This window comes from Candidatus Pelagibacter sp. HIMB1611, from assembly GCF_052047715.1.
In the GTDB taxonomy this organism is placed as follows: Bacteria; Pseudomonadota; Alphaproteobacteria; order Pelagibacterales; family Pelagibacteraceae; genus Pelagibacter.
Genome location: NZ_JBNAJM010000001.1, coordinates 1,425,001 through 1,441,907 on the forward strand (window position 1 = coordinate 1,425,001; position 16,907 = coordinate 1,441,907).

Genomic DNA, 16,907 nt, shown 5'->3' on the forward strand with positions numbered 1-16,907 from the left:
TTATATGAAAAAATTTATTTAAAACATAATGAATAAAATTAATAATTTAGAAAGTTTAAGGGGGATAGCGGCACTTATTGTTGCTTTATTTCATCTTCCAGCATTAAGCTTTTATCATATAGAAAGTGGTTGGCTTGGTGTGTATTTCTTTTTTTCATTGAGTGGTTTTGTAATTGCTTTAAACTATTTTGAAAAAATTAAAGATTGGAATTCATTAATAAATTTTAAAAAAAAAAGATTTTTTAGACTATATCCAGTACATATATTTGTTCTTATTCTGGTTCTATTAATTCAAATAGGGAAAATTTTTTTAGTAGATTTGCTTGGGATTAGTTATGAACAAAAGGCATTTCAACCATCAGAATGGTTTACAAAGCTAGATTTTTTTCAACACATATTCCTAACTCAATCAGTGACTAATATGGGTTACCATCTGTCATGGAATGCTGCAGCTTGGACAATATCGACTGAATTTTATACGTACTTAATATTTTCATTGATAATTTTAAGCGTTAAAAATAATGAAATTGTTTTTTCAATTATTGTAATACTTTATGTTATTTTTTTTGACTCAGTGTCACATTTTTTAAAACCTTACGTAAACTTTTTACTTTTAGATTGTTTAAGATACTTCCTAGTTGGCAGTTTAATGTATTTAATCTTTAAGAAAATTAAATTTAGGATTAACGATTTTTTCGTATTGTCTATAATTTCTTTAATAATTTATTACAATACAATTCTTCCAAATTATATTATTTATTCTTCAATTGTGTTATTAATTGCTACTCAAAAAAAAGAAAATTATATTTATAAATTATTAAATCAAAAATACTTGGTTTATTTTGGCACTATTAGCTACAGTTTTTACATGATCCATCATGTAGCATTTTATATATTAAATCAATTTTTAAAAATAATTAATATAAATTTTTATACAGGTATTACTCAATACAATTTTTTTTTAGATACAGCTCTTACAATTTTATACATAGTTATTGGTATAGTAGCATCGATCTTAATGTATAAATTTATAGAAAATAAAATAAGAATTAAATAAAAAAAATTTTATTTGAAAACACTTAATCAAACCAATCTCTCTATGTTAATAAATCACAAACCTAGAATAATTTTTTTATAACCTAATTTCTATTTTAAATATCTATTTGTTTTACTAATATAGTTTAGTATTTGTGTATCTGAAAAAAAAATTATTTCCTTTCTTGATGAATAGTATTTTTTGTACCAGCTTAATGTTACTCTGATCATTTCATTTGTTAAAATTTTGTTCTCAAATTTAAGTATTTTATTACTTTTATTTGTATTTAATGATAAAAAGTTTGTTTCTTTATACTTATTTTTGATAACTTTAATTTTTAAACTTTTAAAATTTTTATTTTTTTTGATTAAGTTGGCTAATTCAATTGCCTTCATGCCTATTTTTTTTGGGCCAAAATTCCAAGAACCAGAATATTTTCTAGGGTTTTCATAAATCTTTTTTGAGAGAGTTAAATAGCCAAATAAACAATCTATAACATGTTGCCATGGCCTTATATTATTTGGATCCCTTAAAACAATTTCTTTTTTATTTTGATTTGCTTTTATTATATCAGGAATTAGTCTAAATTTTGTAAAGTCACCTCCTCCAATTATATTACCAGCTCTTACAGAGGCATATCCAATTTTCAATTTTATTGCTTCGTTTTTGTAATAGTTAAAAATTAGCTCAGTGCAAGCTTTCGAAATACTATATGGGTCACTTCCACCTAATTTATCATTTTCTTTGAAATTTTTTTTAGATTTACTAATTTCATAACACTTATCAGAAGTAACACAGATAAACGATTTAACTGTTTTAGTTTTTTCTAAAATTTCAAATATGTTTATTGATGAGTTTAAGTTGTTATCCAAAGTTTTCTTGGGTTCGATTAAACTTGGTATAACAAGTGACTGTGCTGCTAAATGAAATACAATATCAGGTTTAAATTTCAAAATTTCTTTTTTTGATTTTGCATAATTAGTTAGATCGATTTTCAAACTTTTATGAATTCGATTATGTATATTTAAGCTTTTAAAAAGTCTTTCATCAAATTTATCTTTACTAATACCTAAAATTCTTGCTTCAAATAAAAGTAAAATTTGACAGAGCCATGTGCCTTTAAAACCAGTATGTCCAGTAATTAAAATTTTCTTATTTGTAAAAAAATTTTTCATTCTTTAAATTATTTATCAAAATTTATTCTGTCTTTTTCAATGACATTGGGTATTTTTTTTTGAAAATCAAGTATAGTTAAAATGTATTCACTAATTAAACCCATAAAAAAAATTAAAAAAGAGCTGATAAGAAAAAATCCTACTACTAATGGAGCCACACCCGCTTCAAATGTGTTCCAAAAAAAAATTTTTCTCAGTAAGTAATAAATACCAATTATTATAGATAAAAATGACATAAAAAATCCAAATAAAGTAAATATTCTGATTGATAATTTTGAATGTCTTACTACTCCACTTAATGCAACATCAATTAGATCCATAAAACTAAATTTAGTTAACCCCATTTTTCTTTTAGGCTGGTGATATTTTATTTTTTTAATTTTATAACCTAGCTCCTTGACTATGCCTCGCAAGAAAGGATTTGGATCATAAATTTTTTTTAATAAATTTATTAAACTTTGATCATACAAACCAAATCCAATGACGTTTTCCTCAACCTTTTGGTCAGAAAATTTATTAATAAATTTGTAATAAATTTTTCTCATATAGTTCATAATGAATTTTTCATCAGATCCTTCTTTTTCACCCAAAACAAGCATTTCACCTTTTTCCCAATTTTTAATCATCTCCACAATTAACTCAGGAGGATCTTGAAAATCTGCAGCAATTACGATTGTCGCATCAGAGTTGCACTGTTTTAAAGCGTGAAAAAGCGATCGAGACCATCCAAAATTTGATCTATTAAGTATGACCTTAATTTTTTTGTCTTGTTCACACATATTTCTTAAAACTTTTTCAGTATTATCCACTGAATTATTATCAATAATTATAAATTCATAATCATAATTAAAATTAGCTGAAAAAATCTCTACTATCTTCTTTGAGATTGATTCTATATTATCTTCCTCATTAAATACTGGAATAACAAAAGATATTAATTTCATATTTTTAATTCAATTTTGAAGTTTTTTATTTTTTTTTCTTTTTTGTCTCCATAAATGTGTTTTAAAGGTTTATGTACTTTACTCCAATATTTTAATTTAATTTTACTTTTGTTGTAGTTTTTCCAAATCATTTTTGAAAAATTCTCTATAGATTGAGATTTACCTTTGCAAATATTGATAATTCTAAAATTATCAAATTTTTTAGTATTTTTAAAAATTGTTTCACAAACATCAGTTACATGAATAAAATCTCTTTTATCTTTTGGTCTTTTTAATATTACAGATTTATTTCTTCTTGCTTGACTCAACACATATGGATATAGTCTCTCAGTACTTTCATATTTTCCATACATTTGAAATATTCTTCCATAGTTAACATTTAAGTTATATTTTTTAGACCACCATTTTAATAAAATCAAATTCAAAGTTTTGGTAAAAGCATAATCATTGATAGGATTAAGCGATAACAGATTTTTACTTTTTTTATTCAATCCTATTTCAAATGAACTGCCAATAAAAAAAAAATTTTTGACACCACATTTTCTTGCTTTTTCAAAAAAGTTAAATGTTTCAATAAAGTCTAAATTTAGAAATTTTTCTAAACTGGATTTGCTATTTAAAGTTGTCATAAAATGAAAAATTGTATCTGTTTTTTTAAAATACTTTATACAGTTTTTTTTTATGTCACCCTTAATCCAAAATAAATTTTTTGAATTTTTATTTATTTTTCTTGATAAAATATAAATTTTTTTATTATTCAATTTTTTTTCTTTTAAAATTTCAATAAAGTTCTTACCTAAAAAACCACTACCACCAGTAATAAAGTAATTTTTATTATACATATGTTAATTAAGTGTCTTTTTTAGATAAAATTAAATTCTTAAAAGGCCATTTAAATTTTATTTTTTTCCAATTTAAAACTTTTTCATTTTTTGGATTATATTTAATATTTGCTGAACTCATAAGTAATGTGTTATCTTTTAATGAAAGCATACCATGCCCAATTTTACCATTGATTTCTGCAATATAAATGTTCTTATTAAACAAAAATTTTTTGACATTCATATATGTTTTTGAATTTTTCCTTAAATCTACAAAAATAGAGACAAATTCTCCACCTAGGCAGTAAATATTTTTTTTTATTTTTTTGTTGGTTTCAACGTAATGAATTCCTCTAAAAACTTTTTTTTTTGAAATTGAAATATATAAATCATTTATTCCATCACTATCTGAGTATAGTTTTTTTAAATAACCTCTATTGTCTTTAATTTTTTTAGTTTTATAAATTTTAACTGCATTATTAAAAAAATTATTAATTTTTTTTTTTACAGCCATTTTGCTTTACGTTTTTTTATGAGATCTGTTAAAAATCTTTTATCTCTAAGGGTATCCATTGAATACCAAAAATCATTATGCTTAAAAGCAAATAATTTTTTTCTTTTCACAACTTTTGGCATTATATCTTTTTCCCAAACTGATTTAGAGTTTTTAATTAATTTCAAAACAACAGGATCTACAACAAAAAAACCCCCATTTACCCAATTGTTATCTCCTTTTGGTTTTTCATAAAAATCTTCAACTACTAATTTTTTGATCTTGGCTATACCAAATCTGGCTAATGGTTTTACTGCTGTCATAGTTATGTGTGGATTATGTTTAATATGAAAGTTAATTAATTTTTTTATATTAATATTTGCAACACCATCACCGTAAGTCATCAAAAAAAATTTTTCATCTTTTAATATTTTTTTTAGTTTATAGAGCCTACCAGCAGTATTTGAATGGATGCCTGTATCTAAAACCTCAATATTTAAATCTTTAATTTTTTTTTTTTTAAAATAATTTTTTATATATTTTACCTTATATCCACCAAGTATAATAAATTTCTTCAAATTATATTTTTTATAAATATTAATTATATGTAAAAGTATTGGAAAATTACCTATTTTGATCATAGGTTTAGGTAATTTATTTGTTTCCTCTGCAAACCTGGTTCCTAATCCACCAGCTAATATTAAAACTTTTGTATTGTGGAGACTATTAGTGTATTTCATACTTTATATTTAATAATTAATATTATAATATCTTAGTACTAAAAATATAAAATCTAACAAGCAAGATTTTCGTTTTTAATGAACAAGCAATTAAAACGTTTTTTATTATATTTCTCAATATTTTTATTGTTAATATTAACTTTGATAATGATCCCTTATTCTAGAAATTATATGAAGAATTCCTTAAAAGAATTTATTCCTCATAAATGGAAAGAGATAGGTAAACATTATTTATCCAAATCACATTCGTTGGAAAGAGACAAAAATAAATACTTTTTTAAACTTCAAGATATAAAAAATGATATTATTAAAAGTAGTAGTTATTCTTTTCTGGAGCCAATTGAGATTGACAAAATAGAAAGTAAAAATAATAGTGAATTGATAATCTTCAAATCAAAAATTAATTTACCATGGGTAATAACAAGTGACAAAAACTATTTTAATCCAAATCCAAGTGAAAAAAAAATTTTAACTGCAAGTGCTCATTATATTGAAAAATTTCAAAATGACTTAATTATATTTTCTTCAGTAGGTGATATTTTAATTGTTAAAAATTTTTTGAGTAGTATTAGAGATCAAACAGAAAATAAAGTTTTTTATGCAAATAATAATATTGAAACTTTCCTCAATAGGAGAGCACTTTATTTAGACTATGGGTTTGGAATTAAAGATATTTTAGTTCATCGTAATAAGATATATGTTTCTTTTATTAAAGAGGTCAAAAAAAATTGTTTTAATGTAAGTATTCTTAGTGCAGATATAGGCAAAGAGAGTAAAAATTTTAATTTTGAAGAAATTTTTTCACCAAATGAGTGTGTAAATAAAATTTTTAATCAAGATATATTCAGGCAGCATCAATCGGGTGGAAGATTGCTTCCAAGTGGTAAAAATAGCCTATTTTTAACTCTTGGTGATTTTAACAGTTTGAAATTGGCTCAAGATAATAAAAGTATATTTGGAAAAGTAATAAACATAGATTTGAAAAATAAATCATTCAAGATTGTTTCTATGGGTCACAGAAATCCTCAAGGTTTTGAAAAAATAAATAAAAATATTTTAATTTCTACCGAGCATGGCCCCAAAGGAGGAGATGAAATTAATTTACATGAAATTAACAAATCTATTGAAAATTTTGGTTGGCCAGAGGTTTCTTATGGAAAACATTATGATGGAAAAAGCAGAAGTTATGCGCCTTTAAAGCATCCTCATATAAAATTTGGCTTTAAAGAGCCTTTGTTTTATTTCAAAGATGCTATAGGGATATCTCAAATAATAAAGATTAAAAATAATATATTTGCTCTTGCGTCTCTTAAGGAAAAAAAAATATTTATTTTAGAAATAATTGATAACAATAATTTAATCATAAAACAGAAATACGATGTTGGCGAAAGAGTTAGAGATTTAATTAGATTTCAAAATAAATTAGTTGTTTTACTAGAGAACACTCCAAGCATTGCATATTTTGAAATTGAAAGTTTTTTAAATTAATTTTTGAATTTATGGTTTATAAAACTTATAAAGTTGCACACATATCTTATTCAGACTCTAAAGGTGGAGCTGCAATAGCTGCATACAGATTAAATCAAGCTTTGAAGAGTTTTAAAATAAACTCTAGATTATTTGTATTAGATAAAAGGAAAAAAACGTCTGAATTAATTCCTCAAAACTTAACAAACAGAGGATTTTTTTTGATTTCAAGAGTTATAGAGATAATTTTGAGAAAAACAGTTTATATAAATTCCAAATCAATACACTCGTTTAACTTTTTTGATACAGATCTAAATAAGAGATTAAAAAAATTTAATCCAGATATTTTACATCTACATTATATTTCTTCTAATACGGTATCAATAAAAGAAATTAATAAATTTAAAATTCCTGTCGTTTGGACATTACATGATTTGTGGCCAATTTTGCCAACTGCACACATTAATTATAAAACATCAAATAAACAAAAAAAAAATATTTTTCAGCAAATCATAGATAATTTTATTTATAAGCAAAAACAAAAATTAAAAATTTCTCTTTTTTTAGCACCATCAAGTTGGGTGAAATCTAAATTGAAAGAAAAAAATAAATTATTTAAAGTAAATAATCTTATTATTCCAAACACTTTGGATACAAGTTATTTTAAAATTAAAAAAAAGATAAAATATTTAGACACAATAAATATAGGCTACTCAGTTAATGGTTTGAATCAATATCATAAGGGGTTTGATTTATTTATAGATATATTAAATAAAACTATTCATAGATGCAAAAAAAAAATTAACATTCATTTTATTGGAGATAATAATTTTAAAAATAAATTAAATCCTGAAGTTTTAAAAAATAAAAATTTAAAAATATTTGAATATCCCAAAACTAATTCATCTAAATCCATCTTAAAGTTTTATTCAAATTTAGATTTACTTATCATAACATCAAGATCAGAAACGTTTTGCCAAGTAGCAACCGAGTCTCTTTCTTGTGGGGTTCCTGTTGTGGCATTTAGTGTAGGTGGATTAAAAGATATTATAATACAAAATAAAAATGGTTGGCTGATACCTTCTTTTGACACATTAAGTTTTTCAAAATTATTAATAAAGTTAATTAATGATAATTCTTTAATTAAAAAAAAAAAGTTTTTTTGCAGAAGTAGTGCAGTTTCAAAATATGATTATTATACTATTTCAAGAAAAATGAATAAAGTTTATAAAAATTTAATTAAACTAAATAAATGATTATTCATAAAAAGATAAAAGTTATTATTTTGGGCATAATTTTATCAATTCCCCTTAATATTATTTATTTTAAAGTGTTAAACAATGAGAGTTATTTAGGTATTGTTGGAAAAGCAGTTTCAATTAATTATCTTTCGTTCGAACCAATAGTTCTGAGAGGAAGTTTTGTTAAAGATTTTGACATTCAATGTAAAAAAAAGAACTGTTTGCCATTTTCAAAAATTAAGACTTCCAAAAGAATCCAATTTATTAAAGAGTTGTATAAGGTTTTAAAAAACGAACCAAATTCCTCTATTTATGTTTCAATATTATTAGTTGATGATTATTTTAATGATTTAAGATTTTATATCCAAAATCCAATTTATATTGATACAAAAGCATTAGGTATTGCTTATTATTCCAAAGATTCTTTTATAGAAGAATATAAAGAGAGATATTCAATTTCTTATAACTACCATCACTGCAATCAAAGTTTACAAATTAATGAAAATAAATCTAGGGGTAAATATTTATATGATCTATTTAAACTCTTAGATTTAAAGATTTCATGTGACTATAATTATTTGAATGAATTAAAAGAAAAAAAAATAAAATATATTATTGATCACAAAAACTATTTGACAAAAAATAAAATAATTTTTTGCAAAGATGAATTGTGTTTAGCTTATTTATGACAAGATCAAATAAATATATCTTAGCTTTTGCTATATTTTTTTCATTAATTTATATTTTAAGAGTTGGTCTTGTCTATAGTTATCCAAATGATCAGATCTGGACGCATTACATTTTATGGTTGAAAGATTTAAGTCTAGATGATGATTTATTTTATTATTCACAATCTTGGAAAAAAAGCTTGTGGTATTTCCTAATTTTTAAAATCAGAGATTTAATAAAATATGATCCTTTAACTTTTTATTATTTGTTTCAAATAATGAATATTTTTTTATTTTTTTATATAATGTTTAAAATATTTTATCATTTCAATTTTGAAATTGATATTGTAAAATATTTTTCATTTGGGCTTTTAATTTCTTGCACAAATTTTTGGATTTCTGGAGCATTAGCTAACTTTCATGAAATTGGCTTTAATTACAGATCTACACCATTTATTTTAGGACTATTAAGTTTCTACTTTTTTTTAAAAAATAGAATCAATGTTAGCTTAATTTTATTAACAATTTCATCTCTGATGCATTTACCTGTTGTAGTTCCATTTTATCTGGTCAGTATTTTATATTTAGGAAAATTTAATAAAATAAATTTTTGTTTTTTATTTGTAAGTTTGTCTATTACTTTATTATTTATTTTAAGTAATATTAATTTAACTAATTCAAGTGATAGTTTAAATGTTGCAAAAGAATTAATAAGATTAAGACTAGATTATATATTTATTGAAAATTGGAGTTTTGACGAAATAATTAGATACTTTAGCTCATATTTTTTTTTGTTTCTTTTGTATTTTTATACTAGGAATATAAAATTAAAAAAATTCTTTATTTCACTAATTTTTATACATCTTTGCTACATGATCTCTGTTTCAATCACTAATGATTTGCCTCAATTCTCTGTATTTAAATACGGTCGAGAATTATTTATAATAATTTTTTTAATTTTTATTATATTTCTAAATTTAACATTCAGAAATTTACTATTAAATATTGTTTTTTTTATAGGATTATTCAGCCAATTTATATTCGGTTCTTTCTCAGTATTTATGATCTCATTAATCTTTGTTTATTTTTTTCAGTCGAAAAATGAAAAAGAAAAAATTGCTATAAACATTTATAAAAGCATGTATAAAAACTACAGCAAATAAATATATTAAAAATAACAATCTCTAAATGAAAACAATTTTGGTTACAGGTGCTGTTGGTTTTATAGGTTTCCACACTTCTTTAAAAATACTAAAAAATCATTTAGTGATTGGTATTGATAATATAAATAATTATTACTCACAAAAACTAAAAATTGACAGATTAAAAATATTGAAAAAGAATAAAAATTTTAAATTTTATAAAATAGACATCAAAAATTTAAAAAAATTAGAAAAAATTTTTTTGAAATATAAACCAGATATTGTAATTAATTTAGCTGCACAAGCTGGAGTGAGATATTCACTTAAATATCCAAAAAAATATTTATCAAATAATATTAATGGTTTTTTTAATATTTTAGAATGTTGTAGAAATTTTAACGTTAAATTATTGATCTATGGGAGTAGCTCAAGTGTATATGGTATTAAATCAAAAGGACCTTTCGATGAAAATTATTCAACAGACAAACCAATTAGTATTTATGCTGCTACCAAAAAAACTAATGAGATGATGGCAGATACATACAAACATTTATATAGAATAAATTGTATAGGATTAAGATTTTTTACAGTTTATGGCCCTTGGGGAAGACCAGATATGGCTCTGTTTGACTTCGTAAAAAAAATTTATAACAAAAAGTCGATTACAGTATACAATAGAGGAAACTTATTGAGAGACTTTACTTTTATTGATGATGTTGTTGAAAGTATATCAAAATTAATTGATTTAAAAAGTTCTCCTATTGATAATCTTATTTTAAATGTAGGGAATAGTAAACCTGTACTGCTTAGAAATTTTATTAAAGAAATAGAAGAAAATTTAAAAGTAAAAGCAAACATTAAATTTCAATCTTTACCTTTATCAGATGTGAAAATCACACATTCAAATAGTTCTAAACTTTATTCTTTAATTAGGACTAAGCCAAACACTAATTACAAAATTGGGATTAAAAAATTTATAGCTTGGTACAAAGAATACTATAAATTATGATTAGTAAGATTTTTTTAATAATTAACAAGATTAATAACAAAGAAAAACTTAAATTAATTTATATTATAATTCTTAATGTTTTTTCAACTTTTCTAGAAGTATTAAGCATTGGATTAATATTTCCGGTAATTATTTTTTTAGTCAAACCATTTGAAGAATTATTACAAAACAAATATGCATATATTTTAATCAGCAAAATTAATATAGAAAATCAAATTCAACTTGTTTTATTGAGTCTAATAAGCATTTTCTTTGCTTTTTTGATTAAAACAATATTTATTTTTTATAAAACTTTAATAGAGGGAAAATTTATTTTTGATTTAAGAGCAAACATTGCATCAAAATTATTGTCAAATTATTTAAGAATTCCCCATATAAACTTTAATAAAAAAAACTCTTCAGTTTACATTCAAAATACAATTAATGTAACCAACCAATTTATTGAAACTGTAATTTTGCCATTAATTACCTTATTACCAGAAATATTTGTAATTTTTGCAATTATAATCTTTCTATTATTAATTGAAATCAAAGCTACATTATTTTCAATAATTATAGTCTTGTTACCTGCTTATATTTTTTATGGAATATTTAAAAGTAAAATTCAGACCTGGGGTAAACTTCAACAATTGAATGAAAAATTTTCTGTTTTTAATCTTAACCAAAGTCTTGGATCTGCAAAAGATATTAAAGTTTATAGAGCTGAAGAATTTTTCATTAATAAATTTAAATATTATGCTCACTTAAGTGCAAGATACGTCGCTAAAGCCCATGTTTTGAGGATCTTATCTAGACATTTTTTAGAGTTAGTAGCAATTGTTGGGTTAATATCGTTTATCTTTATAAGTTTAAATGGAAATGATTTGGATAATATTATTCCAGTATTAGGAATATTTTCTGCATCTATTATAAGACTATTGCCTTCCGCAAATAGAATAATACTTGCACTTCAACTTTTAAGGTATGGGAAAGAGCACACGAAAATTTTAGATAATGAACTGAAAATAAAGTTATTAGATCAAAAAGAAAACAAAATAAATAATTTTTACTTTGATAAATATATTAAATTTTCAAATATATCATTTTGGTATAATAAGAAAAAAAAAATTTTTAATAATTTAAATTTAACAATTAAAAAAAATTCTATAATAGGAGTAACAGGAGTAACAGGATCTGGAAAATCAACATTTGTAAATCTACTATTAGGTCTTTATAAGCCCAACAAGGGAAAAATTATAATTGATAATAAAGAGCTCAACTTTACAAGTTGGATCAGCAAAGTAAGTTATGTATCTCAATCAATAGTTTTGTTAGATGATACAATCGCAAAAAATGTTGCTTTTGCAGCCCAAAATGAAAAAATAAATTATAAAAGAGTTAGAGATTGTTGTGAAATTGCAGAATTGAGAAATTTTGTGGAAAGTTCTTCAAAAAAATACAATACAATTGTTGGTGAAAAAGGTACAAATTTATCTGGCGGTCAAATTCAGAGAATTGGATTAGCCAGAGCTCTTTATAAACAAAATTCGGAATTAATAATATTGGATGAGGCAACTAGTTCATTAGATTTATTAACAGAGAAAAAAATAGTAAATAAATTGAAAAAATTAAAAAATCGTAAAACAATTATAATAATTTCCCATAGAAAGAAAATTTTAGAGTTATGTCAAAATATTTATAAGCTAAAAAATAAAAAATTGATTTTAACATCATGAAAAAAATTGGACTTTTGATAATAAGTAAAAATAATTATGATCTCTTAGAAGTATGGTACAGAAATTATAATTATAATGATTTTGAAATCTTAAATATAGATGATGGTTCTACAGATGATCAATTAAATTTAGGAAAATCTATTTCAAGTAAATTAAATATTAATTTTTTAAAAAGTGATAAATCTGGTGTCCAGAACAACATAAAACAGTCCATTATTTTTTTTAAAAAATTAAATATTGATTGGATAATTTATCAACACCATGACTCGTACCCACTTTCTAAAAATTTGAATAGTAAACTTCAATATTATCTTAATAATCCAAAAATAAATGATTTTGGTGTTATTGGATTTAACGTTTTTGACTCTATTAATGAAAATATTAACGAATATGAAGAAAATAAAATCAATTTACCCAGGACAGTTTCCAGAAGTCCATTAGAATTAGGAGATGGATGGTACAGAATTAGAAAAGGTTCTAGGGTTGATTATAAAAATTTTGATAAACCTTTTGCAGTGGAGTCAGTTATGTGGAGTGTTGCAATGATAAATTGTACAAAATATTTACAATGTATTAAAATTGACGATGATTATCAATTTTTTCATGCTTGGGATGATATTGCTTTTCAATTTTTAAGAGAGAATGTTTATAATATTGTAATCCCTGACATACATTTTGCTCACGACCAAAGTATAAAACAAAAATTTTCAATACCAGTGAGCTCTGCAAATGCAAAGTTGAAAGATAGAGATCATTTTTGGGGACATTTTAATCACCATAAAGTTTGGGAAAGAAAATGGAAGTTTAAGTACGATTTATCCAAAAGTAAATTTTATATTCTTAAATCAAACTTTCCACTAATTTATAAAGTGTTAAGTAGATTAGTGAAATATTTGGTTGGTAGGGAATTACATGAATTTGATGAGTTAGAGACAATTGCAAGAGAAACTTTTAAGAAAAATCTAAAAGAATTTGATAATACATTGTTAGTTGACTTTTATAATCATGACCCTAAAAGTGGCCCTTTAAAAAAATTTGACCTATGACAAAGTATCTTCATATTGGTTGCGGTAAAAATATATTACCTAGACCATTTTATAATTTAGATTTTCGAAAAGGAAAAAATGTAGATCATGTTTCACCAGCCTATCCCTTAAAATTTAAATCAAACTCGTTTGATTTAGTTTATGCTTCTCATATACTTGAGCATTTTCATAAATTTGATACTCAGAAAGTATTAAATGAGTGGGTTAGAGTATTAAAACCTGGAGGAGTAATTAGATTGTCTGTACCATCAATAGATAGCTTAATTGAAATATATAATGACAGAAAAGATTTGTCAGATATTGTGGGACCATTATTTGGTGGTCAAAATTATAGGGGCAATTTTCATTACAACATATTTAATAAAAAGACTCTTACAACAATGTTAAAAATTTCTGGTTGTGAGGCAATACACCCTTGGAATTACAAAAGAACTATACATTCAGAATATTGGGATTTTTCTCAGGCTCAAACTTTGGATAAAGATATTTCATTAAATATCGAAGGAAGAAAAAAAATAAAAAATTCAAAAAATATTCAAAATCAAATTATTAATGATTTTAAATATAAAATAAAATTTTTAAAAAAAAAATTAAATATGAAAGATTATAATAAATTAATTAAAAAAATTATTAATGAATAAGGTTCTAATCACTGGTAGTTCTGGTTTAATTGGCTCTGAGGCGGTAGATTTTTTCTATAAAAAAAAATTTAAAATATTTGCTTTAGATAATGACTTGAGAGCTAAATTGTTTGGTAAACAATATTCAACAAATAACATTAAAAAATATCAAAAAGAGAAATATAAGAATATAAATTTTATTAATATTGATATTATAAATAAAAATAAAATAGAAAATCTATTTAAAAAAAATAAATTCGATTTGATAATCCATGCTGCAGGACAACCTTCTCATGATTGGTCTGCTAAAGATCCTATTTTAGATTTTAATGTAAATGCAGTTGGCACTCTTAATCTTTTAGAAATGACAAGAAATTATTCTCCTGAAGCAGTTTTTATATTTACCTCTACAAACAAAGTATATGGTGACACACCTAATAAATTAAAAGGATATGTTGAAAAAAAATCAAGATTTGAAGTTATTAAAAATAAAAAATTCTATTCAATTGACGAGAGCATGTCTATTGATTATTCAAAACATTCACCATTTGGAGTTTCAAAAACATCAGCAGATTTAATGGTTCAAGAGTATGGTAAATATTTTGGAATTAAATCCGTCTCATTTAGATGTGGATGTCTTACTGGTCCTAGACATCAAGGAGCTGAACTTCATGGTTTTCTATCTTATTTAATTAAATGCATTGTTAAAGGAAACCATTACAATATCTATGGTTATAAAGGTAAACAAGTGCGAGATAATATTCATTCATATGATTTAGTTAATATGTTTTGGCATTATTTTCAAAATCCTGGATATGGAGAAGTTTATAATGCAGGGGGAGGAAGAGAAAATTCAATTTCAATCTTGGAGACTATAAGTATTGTAAATAAAGTTTTGAATAAAAAATGGGACAAATACACTTTCATAAACGAAGAACGCAAGGGTGATCATAAGTGGTACATAACAAATTTAAATAAATTTCAAAAAAAATTTAAATCTTGGAAATTAAAATATACTAATCTTGATATTATCGATCAAATAATTAGGACAAACTTAATTAATGCTAAAAAAAAATATTAGCATAATTACCATTCATAAAGGTCAAATTGAAAATTTAATTAAAACTTTAAATTCTATAGATAATCAAAAAGTTAAAAACTTTAAGAATTATGTAATATCACCATTCGTACCCAAAACCGTATTAAAAAAATTTAGAAAAAAATACAGAAAATTTATTATTGGTAAAGACAAATCTTTATACAATGCAATGAATATTGGTTTAAGCTACACCTGGACTGATTACATTTTATTTTTAAATAGTGGAGATCATTTTTATAATAATAAAGCATCTAAAATTATTGCATTAAATTTAAGTAAGAAATGTTTAATTTTTAAAACAATACTTAAATTTAAAGATAACACGTTTTATCCAGATAAAAGTTTTTTTGACAGAAATTATTATCATCCTCATCCTAGTTTTATAAGACCACCTCAATTAAAGAATAAAATTTTATTTAAAGAAAAATATAAAATAGATTCAGATGGTTATTGGATAAAAAAAAACTTATCATATTATAATTCAAAAAAAATTTTTAAAAATCTATCAGTTCATTATTTAGGAGGCCTGTCTACTTCGCCTGATGCAAATACCATAAAATATTATTTTTCAACTTCATTATTTAATGGCATTAAGGAAATTTTAAAATACTTATTATTTAAATTGGTAAGTCAAAAATATTATTATCAATTAATTTATAAATTTAAATTTAAAATTAAATGAAAAATAAGATTTATTACTGGAGTTCAGAAAATTTCAAAGAAAGTGGTGAAGGCCAATTATCACTATTATTTTTAAAAATATTAAAAAAAAAGTTAAAGAATAAAAAATTTGTTGGATTAAATAGTTTTAAATTTAAAGAAAATTTGTTTTACAAATACTTTTTGCCATTTTATGGTGTGTTAAAAATATGGCTCTATCATCTTCAAGGTTATAAAACAGTATATGTAAACTATCTACCATTATGGAATTTTTTAATATTTTTCTTAATACCAAAAAAATGTTTAATAGGACCTATAACAGGAACAAAATATATAAATCAAGAAGCAAATTTTTTTCAAAAAAATATAAGAAAATTTATATTCCCAATTTTTTTTTACATAAGTGTTAAGATTTTAAAATATCAAAATAGATATGTAATTTTCTCAAATAATAATTTTTTGAACTTAAAAAATAAGATTAAGTCTATACATAATTTTCAAATTCTTTATTTTAAGACAAATAAAAAAAAAATAAAAAAAAATATAGATATTTTTGTCTATCTAAGATCTCACTCAAACAAAAATTCAGAAAAAATTGAAAAAATAGTTAATTATTTTAAACATTCAAAATATAAAATATTGGTAGTCGGAAAAAATTTTCATGCAAAAAATATCAAATCAATTAAATATTTAAAAAATGAAAAATTAAATTATTTTTTAAAAAGAAGTCAATTAGTCTTACTTAGTAGTGAAATATTGTTAACTTTTTTTTGTTTAGATGCATTAAGTAACAATTGTAAAGTAGTTTTCTTTCGAAATTTTAACAATGAGGAAAGGTTACTTGATAAGAGTTCATATGTAAAAATTTTATCACGATCAAATAAAGAAATTATCAATCATATAAAAAAAGAATTGAATCATGGAAAACGAAAACATTTAAATAGTAGATTTAAAATTTTGTTGAATGAGAGAAAAAAAACAATAGATTCAATCAATAAATATTTTAACAAAAATATAATTTAGATAAAATA

Annotated in this window: 18 protein-coding genes (1 of these 18 running past the window's edge); 13 read left to right on the forward strand and 5 right to left on the reverse strand. The window is 22.9% G+C overall.

Going from position 1 to position 16,907, the window contains the following annotated elements; all coding sequences use genetic code 11:
* Positions 1 to 36 carry the end of a hypothetical protein gene (locus ACTTAS_RS07660; protein WP_440678956.1) on the forward strand. 1,134 nt of this gene lie to the left of the window's left edge, so 36 of the gene's 1,170 nt are visible here — the last part of the coding sequence; its start codon lies off the left edge, out of view; its stop codon occupies positions 34 to 36.
* Positions 29 to 1,057 carry an acyltransferase family protein gene (locus ACTTAS_RS07665; RefSeq protein WP_440678957.1) on the forward strand — a complete coding sequence of 343 codons (1,029 nt, stop codon included), beginning with the start codon at positions 29 to 31 and terminating at the stop codon, positions 1,055 to 1,057. The genes ACTTAS_RS07660 and ACTTAS_RS07665 overlap by 8 nt, the downstream gene beginning before the upstream one ends.
* 89 nt (positions 1,058 to 1,146) lie before the next feature.
* On the opposite strand, the gene rfbG is transcribed toward ACTTAS_RS07665, so the two are convergent.
* Genes rfbG through ACTTAS_RS07690 form a run of 5 tightly spaced genes read right to left on the reverse strand, consistent with a single transcriptional unit; the run spans position 1,147 to position 5,209 of the window.
* A complete protein-coding gene (gene rfbG / locus ACTTAS_RS07670; RefSeq protein ID WP_440678958.1) occupies positions 1,147 to 2,211 on the reverse strand; it encodes a CDP-glucose 4,6-dehydratase in 1,065 nt (354 codons plus the stop codon).
* Between the two features lie 8 nt (positions 2,212 to 2,219).
* Positions 2,220 to 3,155: a glycosyltransferase family 2 protein gene (locus ACTTAS_RS07675; protein ID WP_440678959.1), complete on the reverse strand. Its 936-nt coding sequence runs from the start codon at positions 3,153 to 3,155 to the stop codon at positions 2,220 to 2,222.
* Complete coding sequence (locus tag ACTTAS_RS07680) at positions 3,152 to 3,997, reverse strand: NAD-dependent epimerase/dehydratase family protein (RefSeq protein WP_440678960.1); 846 nt, start codon at positions 3,995 to 3,997, stop codon at positions 3,152 to 3,154. The genes ACTTAS_RS07675 and ACTTAS_RS07680 overlap by 4 nt, the downstream gene beginning before the upstream one ends.
* A gap of 7 nt (positions 3,998 to 4,004) precedes the next feature.
* Positions 4,005 to 4,490 carry a dTDP-4-dehydrorhamnose 3,5-epimerase family protein gene (locus tag ACTTAS_RS07685; protein ID WP_440678961.1) on the reverse strand — a complete coding sequence of 162 codons (486 nt, stop codon included), beginning with the start codon at positions 4,488 to 4,490 and terminating at the stop codon, positions 4,005 to 4,007.
* Positions 4,481 to 5,209, reverse strand: coding sequence for a sugar phosphate nucleotidyltransferase (locus tag ACTTAS_RS07690; RefSeq protein ID WP_440678962.1), 729 nt, complete (start codon positions 5,207 to 5,209; stop codon positions 4,481 to 4,483). Before ACTTAS_RS07690 ends, ACTTAS_RS07685 begins: the two co-directional genes overlap by 10 nt.
* Positions 5,210 to 5,380: 171 nt before the next feature.
* Between ACTTAS_RS07690 and ACTTAS_RS07695 the strand changes: the two genes are divergently transcribed.
* The 11 genes from ACTTAS_RS07695 to ACTTAS_RS07745 are packed head-to-tail and all read left to right on the forward strand — an operon-like array spanning position 5,381 to position 16,899.
* Positions 5,381 to 6,697: a PQQ-dependent sugar dehydrogenase gene (locus tag ACTTAS_RS07695; protein ID WP_440678963.1), complete on the forward strand. Its 1,317-nt coding sequence runs from the start codon at positions 5,381 to 5,383 to the stop codon at positions 6,695 to 6,697.
* Positions 6,698 to 6,708: 11 nt separating this feature from the next.
* A complete protein-coding gene (locus ACTTAS_RS07700) occupies positions 6,709 to 7,932 on the forward strand; it encodes a glycosyltransferase (protein WP_440678964.1) in 1,224 nt (407 codons plus the stop codon).
* Positions 7,929 to 8,606: a hypothetical protein gene (locus tag ACTTAS_RS07705; protein WP_440678965.1), complete on the forward strand. Its 678-nt coding sequence runs from the start codon at positions 7,929 to 7,931 to the stop codon at positions 8,604 to 8,606. The genes ACTTAS_RS07700 and ACTTAS_RS07705 overlap by 4 nt, the downstream gene beginning before the upstream one ends.
* Positions 8,603 to 9,748: a hypothetical protein gene (locus tag ACTTAS_RS07710; protein ID WP_440678966.1), complete on the forward strand. Its 1,146-nt coding sequence runs from the start codon at positions 8,603 to 8,605 to the stop codon at positions 9,746 to 9,748. Before ACTTAS_RS07705 ends, ACTTAS_RS07710 begins: the two co-directional genes overlap by 4 nt.
* Positions 9,749 to 9,773: 25 nt before the next feature.
* A complete protein-coding gene (locus ACTTAS_RS07715) occupies positions 9,774 to 10,736 on the forward strand; it encodes an NAD-dependent epimerase/dehydratase family protein (protein WP_440678967.1) in 963 nt (320 codons plus the stop codon).
* On the forward strand, positions 10,733 to 12,451 hold the full coding sequence (locus ACTTAS_RS07720; RefSeq protein ID WP_440678968.1) for an ATP-binding cassette domain-containing protein: 1,719 nt from the start codon (positions 10,733 to 10,735) through the stop codon (positions 12,449 to 12,451). The genes ACTTAS_RS07715 and ACTTAS_RS07720 overlap by 4 nt, the downstream gene beginning before the upstream one ends.
* Positions 12,448 to 13,497: a hypothetical protein gene (locus tag ACTTAS_RS07725; RefSeq protein WP_440678969.1), complete on the forward strand. Its 1,050-nt coding sequence runs from the start codon at positions 12,448 to 12,450 to the stop codon at positions 13,495 to 13,497. The genes ACTTAS_RS07720 and ACTTAS_RS07725 overlap by 4 nt, the downstream gene beginning before the upstream one ends.
* Positions 13,494 to 14,138, forward strand: a complete 645-nt coding sequence (locus tag ACTTAS_RS07730) for a class I SAM-dependent methyltransferase (protein ID WP_440678970.1) — start codon at positions 13,494 to 13,496, stop codon at positions 14,136 to 14,138. Before ACTTAS_RS07725 ends, ACTTAS_RS07730 begins: the two co-directional genes overlap by 4 nt.
* Positions 14,131 to 15,198, forward strand: a complete 1,068-nt coding sequence (locus tag ACTTAS_RS07735; RefSeq protein WP_440678971.1) for an NAD-dependent epimerase/dehydratase family protein — start codon at positions 14,131 to 14,133, stop codon at positions 15,196 to 15,198. The genes ACTTAS_RS07730 and ACTTAS_RS07735 overlap by 8 nt, the downstream gene beginning before the upstream one ends.
* Entirely contained in the window at positions 15,179 to 15,898 is a 720-nt protein-coding gene (locus ACTTAS_RS07740; protein ID WP_440678972.1) for a hypothetical protein, read from the forward strand. Before ACTTAS_RS07735 ends, ACTTAS_RS07740 begins: the two co-directional genes overlap by 20 nt.
* Positions 15,895 to 16,899 carry a hypothetical protein gene (locus ACTTAS_RS07745; protein ID WP_440678973.1) on the forward strand — a complete coding sequence of 335 codons (1,005 nt, stop codon included), beginning with the start codon at positions 15,895 to 15,897 and terminating at the stop codon, positions 16,897 to 16,899. Before ACTTAS_RS07740 ends, ACTTAS_RS07745 begins: the two co-directional genes overlap by 4 nt.
* Positions 16,900 to 16,907: the final 8 nt, after the last annotated feature.